The organism is Propionivibrio sp. (genome assembly GCF_029255185.1).
Taxonomy (GTDB): domain Bacteria; phylum Pseudomonadota; class Gammaproteobacteria; order Burkholderiales; family Rhodocyclaceae; genus Propionivibrio.
Map to the genome: position 1 here is coordinate 38,810 of NZ_JAPUVO010000140.1, position 13,324 is coordinate 52,133.

General features: G+C 57.9%; 13 protein-coding genes and 1 tRNA gene. 10 read left to right on the plus strand and 4 right to left on the minus strand.

What is annotated here, in order from left to right:
• Positions 1-12 precede the first annotated feature (12 nt).
• Positions 13-1,512, plus strand: coding sequence for a tripartite tricarboxylate transporter permease (locus Q1J43_RS15750; protein WP_301103462.1), 1,500 nt, complete (start codon positions 13-15; stop codon positions 1,510-1,512).
• Between the two features lie 10 nt (positions 1,513-1,522).
• Here Q1J43_RS15750 and cobA read toward each other — a convergent pair whose 3' ends face one another.
• Positions 1,523-2,305, minus strand: coding sequence for a uroporphyrinogen-III C-methyltransferase (gene cobA / locus Q1J43_RS15755; RefSeq protein ID WP_301103463.1), 783 nt, complete (start codon positions 2,303-2,305; stop codon positions 1,523-1,525).
• A 203-nt stretch (positions 2,306-2,508) separates the two neighbouring features.
• Here cobA and Q1J43_RS15760 point away from each other — a divergent pair, with 203 nt between their 5' ends.
• The 4 genes from Q1J43_RS15760 (at position 2,509) to Q1J43_RS15775 (ending at position 5,438) form a co-directional block, all read left to right on the plus strand.
• Positions 2,509-4,179: a nitrite reductase gene (locus Q1J43_RS15760; RefSeq protein ID WP_301103464.1), complete on the plus strand. Its 1,671-nt coding sequence runs from the start codon at positions 2,509-2,511 to the stop codon at positions 4,177-4,179.
• A 178-nt stretch (positions 4,180-4,357) separates the two neighbouring features.
• A complete protein-coding gene (locus Q1J43_RS15765; protein WP_301103465.1) occupies positions 4,358-4,612 on the plus strand; it encodes a c-type cytochrome in 255 nt (84 codons plus the stop codon).
• A 22-nt stretch (positions 4,613-4,634) separates the two neighbouring features.
• Positions 4,635-4,967 (plus strand): cytochrome c, encoded by a 333-nt coding sequence (locus tag Q1J43_RS15770; protein ID WP_301103466.1) that lies wholly within the window; start codon positions 4,635-4,637, stop codon positions 4,965-4,967.
• A 36-nt stretch (positions 4,968-5,003) separates the two neighbouring features.
• The gene (locus Q1J43_RS15775) at positions 5,004-5,438 is read left to right on the plus strand and encodes a hypothetical protein (protein WP_301103467.1); all 435 of its coding nucleotides are present in this window, start codon (positions 5,004-5,006) and stop codon (positions 5,436-5,438) included.
• An 87-nt stretch (positions 5,439-5,525) separates the two neighbouring features.
• On the opposite strand, the gene ssb is transcribed toward Q1J43_RS15775, so the two are convergent.
• Complete coding sequence (gene ssb / locus Q1J43_RS15780; protein ID WP_301103468.1) at positions 5,526-6,002, minus strand: single-stranded DNA-binding protein; 477 nt, start codon at positions 6,000-6,002, stop codon at positions 5,526-5,528.
• Positions 6,003-6,045: 43 nt separating this feature from the next.
• On the minus strand, positions 6,046-7,227 hold the full coding sequence (locus tag Q1J43_RS15785) for an MFS transporter (protein ID WP_301103474.1): 1,182 nt from the start codon (positions 7,225-7,227) through the stop codon (positions 6,046-6,048).
• A 119-nt stretch (positions 7,228-7,346) separates the two neighbouring features.
• Between Q1J43_RS15785 and uvrA the strand changes: the two genes are divergently transcribed.
• The 5 genes from uvrA (at position 7,347) to Q1J43_RS15810 (ending at position 12,629) form a co-directional block, all read left to right on the plus strand.
• Complete coding sequence (gene uvrA / locus Q1J43_RS15790) at positions 7,347-10,193, plus strand: excinuclease ABC subunit UvrA (protein WP_301103469.1); 2,847 nt, start codon at positions 7,347-7,349, stop codon at positions 10,191-10,193.
• Between the two features lie 112 nt (positions 10,194-10,305).
• A complete protein-coding gene (locus Q1J43_RS15795; protein ID WP_301103475.1) occupies positions 10,306-10,653 on the plus strand; it encodes an HU family DNA-binding protein in 348 nt (115 codons plus the stop codon).
• A gap of 188 nt (positions 10,654-10,841) precedes the next feature.
• Positions 10,842-10,917 (plus strand) — tRNA-Ala (locus Q1J43_RS15800).
• A gap of 190 nt (positions 10,918-11,107) precedes the next feature.
• The gene (locus Q1J43_RS15805; protein ID WP_301103470.1) at positions 11,108-12,118 is read left to right on the plus strand and encodes a Fic family protein; all 1,011 of its coding nucleotides are present in this window, start codon (positions 11,108-11,110) and stop codon (positions 12,116-12,118) included.
• 241 nt (positions 12,119-12,359) lie between these two features.
• Entirely contained in the window at positions 12,360-12,629 is a 270-nt protein-coding gene (locus Q1J43_RS15810) for a hypothetical protein (protein WP_301103471.1), read from the plus strand.
• Positions 12,630-12,649: 20 nt separating this feature from the next.
• Here Q1J43_RS15810 and Q1J43_RS15815 read toward each other — a convergent pair whose 3' ends face one another.
• Positions 12,650-12,928, minus strand: a complete 279-nt coding sequence (locus Q1J43_RS15815; RefSeq protein ID WP_301103472.1) for a hypothetical protein — start codon at positions 12,926-12,928, stop codon at positions 12,650-12,652.
• Positions 12,929-13,324: the final 396 nt, after the last annotated feature.

Sequence of the window (13,324 nt, forward strand, 5' to 3'; positions counted from 1 at the left end):
CGCTGAGGTGTTATGGGACTTATTGACAATATCGGATTGGGCTTCTCGGTTGCCTTGTCGGCGATTAACCTGCTTTACTGCCTGGCAGGTGTTTTCCTCGGTACGCTGATCGGGGTGCTGCCCGGCCTCGGGCCGACAGCGACCATTGCCATGCTGTTGCCGGTGACCTTTACCCTGCCGCCGGTTTCTGCCCTGATCATGCTTTCGGGCATTTACTACGGCTCCCAGTACGGCGGATCGACGACCTCAATCCTGGTCAATGTGCCGGGCGAAGCGGCTTCGGTCGTTACCGCGCTGGATGGCTACCAGATGGCGCTCAAGGGCCGCGCCGGGGTAGCGCTGGCCACTGCGGCGATCGGCTCGTTTTTTGCCGGAACGGTCGCCACCGTCATCCTCGCGCTGTTTGCCCCGCCGCTGGCCGAGATCGCGCTCAAGTTTGGTCCGGCCGAATTCTTTTCGCTGATGGTTCTAGGCTTGCTCGCCTCTCTGGTGTTGGCCCGGGGTTCGCTGCTTCATGCTACCGGCATGGTCGTCCTTGGTTTGCTGCTCGGGCTGGTTGGCGCTGACGTCAACACCGGCACCCAGCGCTATACCTTTGGCATTCCGCAGTTGGCCGACGGCATCGGCTTTGTCGTCGTGGCCATGGGCATGTTCGGTCTGGCCGAGGTGATCCGCAATCTGGAGAACGAGGACGACCGGCCAACGATTATCAGCAAGATCACTACGCTGATGCCGACCAAGGAGGACTGGAAGCGCATCATCGGACCGATCTTGCGCGGTACCGCCATCGGTTCGGCGCTCGGCATTCTTCCTGGCAGCGGCTCGATCCTCGGATCATTCGCCGCCTATGCCATCGAAAAGAAAGTCTCGAAAAACTCGGCTGAGTTCGGCAAGGGCGCGATCGAGGGGGTTGCCGCCCCGGAATCGGCCAACAATGCCGGCGCGCAGACCTCGTTCATTCCGATGTTGACCCTGGGCATTCCCTCCAACCCGGTGATGGCGCTGATGATCGGCGCGATGGTCATCCAGGGCATCCAGCCTGGCCCCTCGGTGATTACCGAGCAGCCTGCGCTGTTCTGGGGAATCATTGTCTCAATGTGGATCGGCAATCTTTTCCTGGTGATTCTCAACCTGCCGATGGTCGGCATGTGGGTGAAAATTGTCAGCGTTCCCTACCAATACCTGTTCCCAGCCATTCTGGTTTTTTGCGGCATCGGCGTTTTCAGCCTCAACAACACCGAGTTCGACGTCTATCTGATGGCACTGTTCGGGCTGGTCGGCTACATTTTCGTCAAACTCGATTGCGAGCCGGCACCAATGCTGCTCGCCTTCATTCTTGGCCCGATGATGGAAGAGTACATGCGCCGGGCGCTGCTGCTCTCGCGTGGCGACCCGATGATCTTCCTCCAGCGTCCAATCAGCGCGACCATGCTCGCGCTTGCTGCGCTGGCGATTATCGTCGCCAGCCTGCCGATGTTTTACAAGAAACGCGAAGAGACCTTCCGCGAGTAAGAGCCACCACCTACACGCGGGGCCAGTTGGACGGCTGGTACCACGCCAACTTCCGGTGCAGGCTGACTACCGTGCCGACGATGATCAGTGCCGGCGAGGTGAGCCCGGCTTTTTCAATCTGCTCCGGCAAGGTCGCCAGATCGGCAATTAGCACCCGCTGCCGTTCGCTACTGCCGTTCTGCACCACGGCGGCTGGATGCGTCGCGGGCAGACCGTGCACGATCAGTTGGCGGCAGATTTCGCCGATGCCGCCGATCCCCATGTAAAAAACGACGGTCTGCTTCGGACGCGCCAAGGCTGACCAGTCGAGATCTACACTGCCGTCCTTGAGATGGCCAGTGGCGAAGGTCACGGTTTGCGCGTGCTCGCGGTGTGTTAGCGGAATCCCGGCGTAGGCGGCGCAGCCTGCGGCGGCGGTCACGCCGGGGACGACCTCGAAGGGAATGCCGAACTCAAACAGGGTTTCAATCTCTTCGCCGCCGCGTCCGAAGATGAAGGGATCGCCGCCTTTCAGACGGACGACTTTCTTGCCCTCGCGCGCCAGGCGCACCAGCAGCAGGTTCAGTTCATTCTGTGGCACCGTATGGTTCGAGGCTTTTTTCCCGACACAGATGGCCTGCGCATCGTTGCGCAGCAGGCTCAGAGCCCCATCGGCGATCAGATGATCATGGACCACCACATCGGCTTCACCAATCAGGCGCGTGGCGCGCACGGTCATGAGATCAAGCGCCCCAGGGCCGCTGCCGACGAGATAAACGGTTCCTGCTTGGGCCGGGCGCTGGGTCGGGTTCATCGTTTTTCGGTGGCTTGATCGAAGCGTAAGCATAAGTGCCGCGCTGCGGGAGTTCAACAGGTCTTTTGGCTTTTGCCCAGGTCGATAACAAATAGTTGATGTGCGTCAAGGAATTAAGGGCGCAAGGGCCTCAGTCTCATGCTCTGTACCTGAGTACGTCGTTTACCGGGGGCGTTTGTCATTTCAAGAAGAGAGGAATAAGCATGCAAAAAAATGTGAGGAATACGCTGATGCTAGCGTTGCTGCCGCTGGCGATGAACGTTGCCTTTGCTGCGACCAAGGCGGTAAAAGAGGCACCGGCTGCTGCACCGGCAGTGCCGACGCTATCGGCGGAAGATAAAGCGGCGACCGGCAAGATCTACTTCGAGCGTTGCGCCGGCTGTCATGGCATGCTGCGCAAGGGCGCCACCGGCAAGAATCTTGAGCCGGTCAATACCGCCAAGCTCGGTTCGTCGCGCCTGGAAAAAATCATGACCTACGGCACCGAAGGCGGCATGGTGAACTTCGACGACATTCTGTCGAAACAGGAGATTGCCAATATGGCTATTTATCTCCAGATGCCGGCCGAAGCGCCACCCGAGTGGAGCCTGGCCGACATCAAGGGGAGTTGGAAGCTGCTCATTCCGGTCGATCAGCGACCGACCAAGCAGATGAACAATGTGAATCTCAAGAACGTCTTCTCGGTGACCCTGCGCGATTCCGGCGAAGTGGCGCTGATCGATGGCGACAAGAAGGAAATCTGGGCGGTCATCAAGACCGGATACGCGGTGCACATCTCGCGCATGTCGACCTCAGGCCGCTATGTGCATGTCATCGGCCGCGATGGGCGCTATGACCTGATCGATATGTGGTCCGAAAAGCCAAGCACGGTGGCGACGTTAAAGGCTGGCTTCGAAGCGCGTTCGATCGAAACGTCCAAGTTCAAGGGCTATGAGGACAAGTATGCCGTCGTTGGGTCTTACTGGCCGCCGCAGTACACCATCCTTGACGGACTGACGCTCGAACCGCTGAAAAACGTTTCGACTCGTGGCAATACGGTTGATGGCGTTTACCACCCGGAACCACGCGTAGCCTCGATCGTGGCCTCCGAGATCAAGCCCGAGTTTGTTGTCAACGTCAAGGAAACCGGCATGATCAAGCTGGTTGACTACTCTGATTTGAATAACCTGAAGGAAACCACAATCAACTCCGCCAAGTTCCTGCACGACGGCGGTTGGGATTCGACCAAGCGTTACTTCCTGGTCGCGGCCAATGCCTCGAACAAGATTGCCGTTGTCGATACCAAGGAAGGCAAGCTGGCGGCGCTGGTCGATACCGCCAAGATTCCGCACCCGGGTCGTGGCGCCAACTTCAAGCATCCGAAATTTGGTCCCGTATGGGCCACCTCGCACCTTGGCGCCGATGTGATCAGCCTGATCGGCACCGATCCGGTCGGCCATCCGCAGTACGCCTGGAAAGTGGTTCAGGAACTGAAGAACCATGGGGCCAACTCGCTGTTCGTCAAGAGCCATCCGAAGTCGTCCAATTTGTGGGCTGACGCACCGCTAAACCCGGACAAGAAATTGGCCGGTACGGTCAGCGTGTACAAGATTGCCGACATGGACCAGCCAGAGCCGAAGGCCACGCTGATCGATGTCGCCGCGATGGCCGCGCTGGGCGAGACCAAAGGCATACAGCGCGTGGTTCATGCCGAGTACAACGCTGATGGCGATGAAGTCTGGTACTCGGTATGGACCGGCAACAAAACCGAACCGTCGGCCATCGTCGTTCTCGATGACAAGACCCTACAACTGAAGAAGGTCATCAAGGACAAGCGTCTGGTAACGCCGACCGGCAAGTTCAACGTCTACAACACCATGCACGATATCTACTGAGCTGCGCTTACGACAAATTTGCCGATGACGGGGGCTGCGGCCCCCGTTTTTTTGAACCCATTGTCCTGCCAAGTGTCCCAAAGGCCACCAACGAACGGGAATGCCAATGAAGCGACGGGCTTTACTGATCAGTATGCTGTTCTTGACTCAAGCGGCCTGGGCGGCTCCGGATAAGGATATGAAAGCGATGCTCGAACTCGCCGATGCCAGCCGTTGTCTGGTTTGTCACGATGTGGATGCTACGGTGACCGGCCCGGCCTGGCGGGATGTGGCCAGACGCTATCGCGACCACAAGGAAATCGAAGAGACTCTCGTCAAGCGCGTTCATGAAGGCAGTTCGGGCAATTGGGGAAAGGAAACCATGTCGGCCAACAAGCGCGCCGGGATCGACAATATCCGCGTCCTCGTGCATTGGATTTTGACTCTGCGCTGATTTTGCACCAGCTGGATGAACCATGCGTTATCCCGATTTTTTTGCCCTTCTGCTGTTTACCCCGCAGGCCCTGGTGCAAGCTGCATCGCTGGCGGTGCTGCCGACGCCGGAGCGCCAGAAGGAACTGGTTCATCTGGTCCGCCAAGACTGTGGTTCGTGTCACGGCATGACCTTGCAGGGCGGCCTCGGCCCAGCGCTTACACCGCAGGCATTGCGCGAAAAGCCAGTCGAATCGCTGGTCGCCACGGTGTTGGGCGGACGCCCCGGAACACCCATGCCGCCCTGGCATCGTTTCCTCAGCGAGAGCGAAGGCGAGTGGGTCATTGATCAGTTGTTGAAGGGCTTTCCCGAGTAGTTTTTCGCCACACGTATTTTTTCAGGGAGTTATTTCATGGAAATTGTGACCAACATCGTGGCCGCCGATGACGACGAATTTACGGCGGTCGGCGAATCGACCTGCCCGCTTGACGAATGGAGCGGTATCGAGACGCCCGGCCTGGATACAGTCAAGATCGCCACGCTGCATTGTCTGCTGACCGGTGACTCGCTGCAGATGGCGCTTGACATCTACGAGCCGGTTTATGTGGCCGCCAGCGAGACGGTCATTCTCCGAATTGCCGATGAATTGCTCGAAAAACTGGTGGCGCTTGACGACGATGCGCTGGACAACGTAGCCAGCGAACTGGCAGCGACCGAAGAATTCGAAAGCGGACAGTGGCACGTCGAGGATGTTCTTGCCCAGTTAACGGAGCTTGCCGAACTCGCGCAGCTTGCCGAATCGCAAGGCCAGGTTCTGTTCGTCTGGATATATCTTGTGCCGCATTGAAAAATCAATGCGAAGCCGATTTACCCTGGCTATCAACCGGTCCGGGTTTGTTTGCGCGCATCTACCGCTTACTGTACTGCTGACTGACTAAAACGGAATATCGTCATCCATGTCTTCGAAACTCGGCGATTTTTTGGCTGGCGCAGCGCCACGAGACGCTGTGGGCGCCGCTGAAGACGGCATGCTGCCACCGTACTCGGCCTCGCCCTCGGACGATGACGTTGCATTCTGACGGCCACCGAGCATCTGCATTTCTCTGGCTTCAATCTCGGTCGTGTAACGTTCCTGCCCTTCCTTGTCCTGCCATTTTCGGGTACGAATACGTCCTTCAATGTACACCGCCGAGCCCTTTTTGAGGTACTGCCCGACGATCTCGGCAAGCTTGTTGCGAAAGACAACGCGATGCCACTCCGTAAGTTCTTTTTTCTCGCCGGTAACCTTGTCTTTCCAGGATTCTGTGGTTGCCATACGGATATTTGCCAACGCGTCACCGTTAGGCATGAAGCGGGTTTCCGGATCGGCGCCCAGGTTGCCGACGAGAATTACTTTGTTGACCGAAGCCATGTTGCCTCCATGTATGGTGTGCGAAACGGGGGATTATAAAGATTTATTCGGCTGGCCGCCGCACACGCGCCGCCGGCATGGTCATGGACAGCCCGAAACCGAGCCAGACCAGCGCCAGAATAGCGCAGGCGATCCATACCGCCTGCGCACCCGAGTGCTTGGCCAGCGCACCGCCGAGCACTCCACCAAGAAACAGGCCGAGCGACTGGGTGGTGTTGTATACGCCGAGCGCGGCGCCTTTGGCGTGTGACGGTGCGATGCGTGAAATCAACGATGGCTGCGTCGCTTCGAGAACGTTGAAGGCAACGAAGAAAAGCATCAGCCAGAAAGCCAGCGCATAAATGCTGTTCCCGAAAAATCCGAAGCCCACCTGCACGACGACCAGCAGGGTGATCGCGGCATTGAAGACGAGTTTCATCCGGCCGTGTTTTTCTGCGGCAATGATCGCCGGCACCATGATGACAAACGAAAGGAACACCGCCGGCAGGTAGATTTTCCAATGCTCGGCAACGGGAAACCCGCCCATGTGCACCAGCGCCGACGGCAGCAGCACCCACATCGCTGTCTGCATCAGGTGCAGTGTGAACACGCCGAAGTTCATGCGCAGCAGTTGCGGGTGAGTCAGCACCTCGACAAAGCTCGGCCAGCCGGGTTGTCTAGGAATCACTGGCGCCGCCGGCACCACCTTGAGCACAACATAGATCGCCAGAATGGCCAGAACGCCGGTCAACGCGAAAATTCCCGGCATGCCGATGGTCGCATAGAGCAGCGGCGCGCCGACCATCGACAGCGCAAAGACCAGACCGATCGAGGAGCCGATCATGGCCATCACCTTGGTCAAATGCTGCTCGCGGGTCAGATCGGCGGCCAGCGCCGTCACTGCGGCAGAAATGGCGCCCGCACCCTGCAACACGCGACCGGCGATGATGCCGTAGATATCGCCGGCCAGCGCGGCGACGAAACTGCCGATGATGAACAGCACCAGCCCGAAAACAATCACCGGTTTACGCCCGAAACGATCCGACGCCACGCCGTAAGCAATCTGCAGGAAAGCCTGGGTCAGGCCGTAGGCGCCGAGAGCGAAACCGACCAGGGCCATGTCATCACCGCCCGGTAAGTCCTTGGCATAGATCGAGAAGACCGGCAGGATCAGGAACAGGCCCAGCATGCGCAAGGCAAAAATGGACGCCAGTCCGACTCCGGCGCGGCGCTCGGCAAAGGTCATCGGATCATTGGTAGGAGATAGCATCAGGGCAACAAAGGAGTAGCCGAACAAGGATTGGTTTGAGCGGTCGGAACCGCGTATATTAACAGGTTTGTTTCAGCCCTCAGGCAACAACCCCAATGGACGAACTACGAGAAATCAGGATTCGCGGCGCACGCACGCACAACCTGAAAAACATCAATCTCGATCTGCCGCGCAACCGACTGATCGTCATTACTGGTCTTTCCGGTTCGGGGAAATCGTCGCTCGCCTTTGACACCCTGTACGCCGAAGGACAGCGGCGCTACGTCGAGTCGCTTTCAGCCTACGCCCGGCAATTTTTGCAACGCATGGACAAGCCGGATGTCGACCTGATCGAGGGCCTGTCACCGGCGATTTCGATCGAGCAGAAAGCAACCAGCCACAACCCGCGCTCGACGGTCGGCACAGTCACCGAAATTCACGACTACCTGCGCCTGCTCTTCGCCCGCGCCGGCACCCCTTATTGCCCTGAGCATCAGCAGCCACTCGATGCCCAGACCGTCTCGCAGATGGTCGACCACGTGCTGGCGCTGCCCGCCGAAACCCGGCTGATGATCCTGGCGCCGGTAGTCGCCAACCGCAAGGGCGAACAGCTTGAGCTGTTTGCCGAACTGCGCGCGCAGGGCTTCGCCCGCTTGCGCGTTGACGGTGCAATTTACGAAATCGACGCCCTGCCCAAGCTGGCCAAAACGCGCAAACATACGGTCGATGTGGTCGTTGACCGCCTCAAGGTGCGCGCCGACATGCGCCAACGTCTGGCCGAATCGTTTGAGACCGCCCTGCGCCATGCCGATGGCCGCGCCATTGCCTACGAGATGGATGCGCAGAAGGAACACCTCTTCTCGGCCAAATTCGCCTGCCCGGTGTGTTCATACTCGCTGCAGGAACTCGAGCCGCGAATCTTTTCGTTCAATAACCCGATGGGCGCCTGCGCGTCCTGCGACGGGCTCGGCGTGATCCAGTTCTTCGATCCCAAGCGCATCGTCGCGCGTCCCGATCTATCCCTTGCCGCAGGTGCAATCCGCGGCTGGGACAAGCGCAACCAGTTCTATTTCCAGTTGCTTACCTCGCTGGCGGCGCACTATGGCTTCGACGTCGAAACACCCTTTGCCAGCCTGCCCGAAAGCATTCAGAAAATCGTTCTCCAGGGCTCGGGACGCGAAACAATCGCCTTCAACTACCTCAACGAACGCGGCAAGATCACCCGGCAGGAGCACAGCTTCGAAGGCATCGTCAGCAATTTTGAGCGCCGCTACAAGGAAACCGACTCGGTGGCCGTGCGCGAAGAACTCGCCAAACTGATTAGCAACAAGATCTGCCCGAGTTGCGAGGGTGCAAGGCTGCGCATCGAGGCGCGCAATGTGCGCATCGGCAGCAACGCCGATGCGCTGACCCTGCACGAACTAGGCCGCCTGCCGCTCTCCGATGCGCGCGACCATTTTCTGGCCTTGCAGCTCCTTGGTAACAAGGCGCAGGTCGCCGAAAAAATTCTCAAGGAGATTACCAGCCGCTTGCAGTTCCTGATCAACGTCGGCCTCGACTATCTTTCGCTCGACCGTTCGGCCGAAACGCTGTCCGGCGGCGAGGCGCAGCGCATCCGCCTGGCCTCGCAGATCGGTTCGGGGCTGACCGGCGTCATGTACGTCCTCGACGAACCGTCGATCGGCCTGCACCAGCGCGACAATAGCCGACTGCTACAGACACTCAAGCAACTGCGCGACATCGGCAACACGGTGATCGTCGTCGAGCATGACGAAGACGCCATCCGCAGCGCCGATTATGTCGTTGACATCGGCCCTGGGGCGGGCGTACACGGCGGCTTTATCGTCGCCGAAGGCACGCCGCAAGAAGTCGCTGACAACCCGGCATCGATGACCGGCGATTATCTTTCCGGCCGGCGCCGCATCGCAGCGCCCGGCAAGCCGCGTCAGCCTGACCCGGCGCGTCAACTGACGCTGACTGGCGCGCGCGGCAACAACCTCAAGAATGTCACGCTCGAACTGCCAGTCGGCCTATTCACGTGCATCACCGGCGTTTCCGGATCGGGCAAGTCAACGCTGATCAACGACACGCTCTACAGCGCTGCCGCGCGCCATCTCTACGGCTCGACGGCAGAACCCGCCGAATATGACGAAATCATTGGCCTCGACCATTTTGACAAAGTCATAAACGTCGACCAGAGCCCGATTGGCCGCACCCCGCGCTCCAACCCGGCCACCTACACCGGCTTGCTGACACCGATCAGAGACCTCTTTGCCGGCGTGCCGGAAGCACGTGCACGCGGCTACGGCCCCGGCCGCTTCTCATTCAACGTCAAGGGCGGACGCTGCGAGGCCTGCCAGGGCGACGGCGTAATCAAGGTTGAAATGCATTTTCTGCCCGACATCTACGTCTCCTGCGACGTCTGCCACGGCAAGCGCTACAACCGCGAAACGCTCGAAGTGCACTACAAAGACAAGACCATCCACGACATTCTGCAAATGACCGTCGAGCTGGCACGCGAATTCTTCAACGCCGTTCCGGTCATCGCGCGCAAGCTGCAAACCTTAGTCGACGTCGGCCTCTCCTACATCACTCTCGGCCAGGCGGCAACGACGCTCTCCGGCGGCGAAGCTCAGCGCGTCAAGCTGGCGCTCGAACTCTCCAAACGCGACACGGGGCGAACGCTGTACATTCTCGACGAACCGACCACCGGACTGCATTTCCAGGATATCGAAATGCTGCTCACGGTACTGCACCGCCTGGCCGATCACGGCAACACGGTGGTGGTCATCGAACACAATCTGGATGTGATCAGGACGGCAGACTGGATCGTCGATCTCGGGCCTGAAGGGGGCGGGGGCGGCGGACGAATTCTCGCCGCAGGCACGCCTAAAATCGTAGCAAAAACTGCTGGAAGCCATACTGGACGGTTTCTACGGCCACTGCTGGCACGCAACAAATAAGCTTGAGGCCAGGCCAGTAAAGCGTTTTCGCATACAAAAAACAACAGAAATTTAAATTTCTTTGCAAATACTGTGCTTAACCCCCTTCCCAGCGGGCGCATAGAATGCAAGAATCGCGGCGGAGTACTGGTGTGGCTCTCAACAATTAACAACAGGAGATACTATGAACAAGTCTGAATTGATCGACGCAATTGCTACTCGTACCGAACTGTCCAAAGTTGCTTCCGGCAAGGCTCTGGATGCCGTTATCGAAACAATCGTTCAAGCAGTCGCCAAGGGCGATGGCGTAAGCCTGGTTGGTTTTGGCTCTTTCAAAGCTGCCGCTCGTGCTGCCCGCGAAGGCAAGAACCCGAAGACCGGTGAAAAGATAAAAATCGCCGCCACCACCGTTCCGAAGTTCTCCGCTGGCGCCACCTTCAAGGCCACCGTCGCCACCGCCAAGGGCAAGAAGAAAAAGTAATCCGGATTTCGCCTCAATAAAAAAGGCTTGCGTCAAGGCAAGCCTTTTTTTTCGACAGCTTCCTTTAAAAACGCAAATCGAAACCGTTGTCATATTTCAAATTGACGGCCAAGAGCGTGACAACTGGATACGGCACAGCAATCGCGATTGACGCGCCTTTCCTCGCCACGTAGAATTTCCGCCGTTCGGGGGGCGTAGCTCAGTTGGGAGAGCGATTGGTTCGCAATCAATAGGTCGGCGGTTCGATCCCGCCCGTCTCCACCAGTAATACTAAGGCTCACAGCAATGCGGGCCTTTTTCTTTTCTAGGCCGGGCTAACACTAATGGGAAAATTTGCTTAAATCACGGACAAAGAAAACCGGCCATTACGGCCGGTCGCTTGGACGTTCTTCTCTTGGGTGGAGTAGCATGAAACCCACTCTTTTGGCAGACGAAAAACCGAGGGAACCTCAAGATGATGACGTTACGCCAGTTCGCCACCGGGCAAGCTGCGATACCGCCAGCGACAGCATGGTATCTCTCTGACCTTGGCGAGTTTCGCGGCAAGCAGGAACTTTATACGCGTCAGTCGCCACAACGACTGAAAGCTTTGCGTGAACACGCGATGATTGAGAGTGCCGTGTCATCGAATCGCATTGAGGGCGTCTCTATCGATCCCGGACGTGTGCGCGATATTCTGGTGGCCCCGAAACCGCTGTTCCGCGACCGCGACGAAGAAGAAGTACGTGGCTATCGCGATGCACTGGCCTGGATGCATGCCGAGGCTTTGGACATTCCGTCCGACGAGCAGACAATCAAGCGGCTACACGCACTGACGCGAGGGCAGATTTTGGATGCCGGACAGTACAAGGAAAAAGATGGCGATATCATTGAACGCTATCCGGATGGTAGTGAGCGGGTGCGCTTGCGCACTGTGCCGGCTGCAGAGACTTCGGCGCGAATGGTTGATCTGGTGCTGGACTGGCACCGCTGCCAGAATGAGGGATGGGTGCCGCCCCTGATTGCACTGGCCGCGTTCAACCTCGATTTTCTGTGCATCCACCCGTTCCGCGACGGCAATGGCCGGGTCTCGCGTCTGATTTGGCTGTTGCAGAGCTATCAGCTTGGCTTCGAGGTCGGTCGGTATATCAGCCTCGAACGACTGGTCGAGCAGAACAAGGATCGCTATTACGAAACGCTGGAAAAAAGTTCGCAAGGCTGGCACGAGGGCAAACATGATCCTTGGCCCTACATCAACTATGTGTTGTTCATCCTGAAAACAGCCTACAAGGAGTTCGCTGAACGGGTGGGGGAAACCAAGGCGCCGCGCGGTGCGAAAACAGATCAGGTGATCTCGGCCATCGAGCAGGTTGTCGGGGAATTCTCTGTCGCACAGTTGGAAATGCGCTGTCCAGTAGTGAGTCGGGACATGGTGCGCCGGGTGCTGCGGGAACAACAGGCAGCAGGCAAGGTCGGGTTAGCGTAGCGTAACCCGACAGGGGTCGAACCCAGATCGTCTGTCGGGTTACGCTACGCTAACCCGACCTACACGCCTCGAATTTCACCCGCAGGCCTACGCGCCCAGCCGCGATTATGACGGTCGCTTTGGCCATTTCGATTTCAGGAAACACTTTTACGGACGCATTGGCGATTTCGACAGCAAGGAGGAATTCGAGTGCGCCTGCTGGCTGGATATTCAGGCGCAGCAGGGCCGTATTCAGTTTTGGGTGCGCAATCTGGTGCGGCGCGAAGGGAGTTCGTTCTTCCTGCAAAAGGCGGACGGGCGTTTCTACCCGGACTTTCTGTGCCAGCTTCCCGAAAAATACGGCAAGCCTGGAACGATTCTCGCCGTCGAATACAAGGGCGCCGACCGCTGGTTATCGGCCGAGGATGACCGATTGATTGGTGGGCTGTGGGCCAATCTTTCCGAAGGGCGCTGCCGATTCGTGATGATCAAGGACAAGCGCTGGGATTGGATTGAGGAGCATCTGAAATGACCTCGATGACAACTGAATCCCTAAGCATTCGTAAAAACCATCAGTACGTGAGGGATGAGTAGGCTGATGCCAAGAACACACATCGGCGTGTTGGATGCCTCATCTGCCATGCTTTCCGATGGGCGGCTCCATACGATTATTCCATTGACGGTAATTTCACCATCGACCGCCTTATACTCAAGGGTAACCTGAAGCGCTTCGCTAAAGTCGCTTGCATCGCCATCCATCAATAAACTTGTGCCGTCTTCCGATATATTGCGGACCGCCCGCACCGGGAAACGTTTGCCATCGATGAGCATACACATCGTCCCCTTGGGCTGTTTCGCTATGGTTACGCGTGTTTTGCTGCGCAGTTCTCGATTTGTCACGGCAACCCCAAAAGTCATACTATTCGTGCTCAAAAAACATCCGAATGTCGGTTCTGTGGACAAACACCCGACCGTCCGGTATCGACCGGATGCTACCTGACGACCATTAGATTCTGTCCGCCAGTTTTGGTCAACTCTCACTCGAAGCATGACCTGGCACAACTATTGGCCGTCGCGCTTAGCACCATTACTCAGCAGTCGGTAATATAGGCGACAGACGGCGCCTTGAAAAATGATCGGACGAGGTTGGGCAATTTTTGAAGTGTTGCAAGTTGCGCCTCTATTTTGTCGCGCAGTTTTTCGCCCTTTTGCAAAGGACGTCTTGCC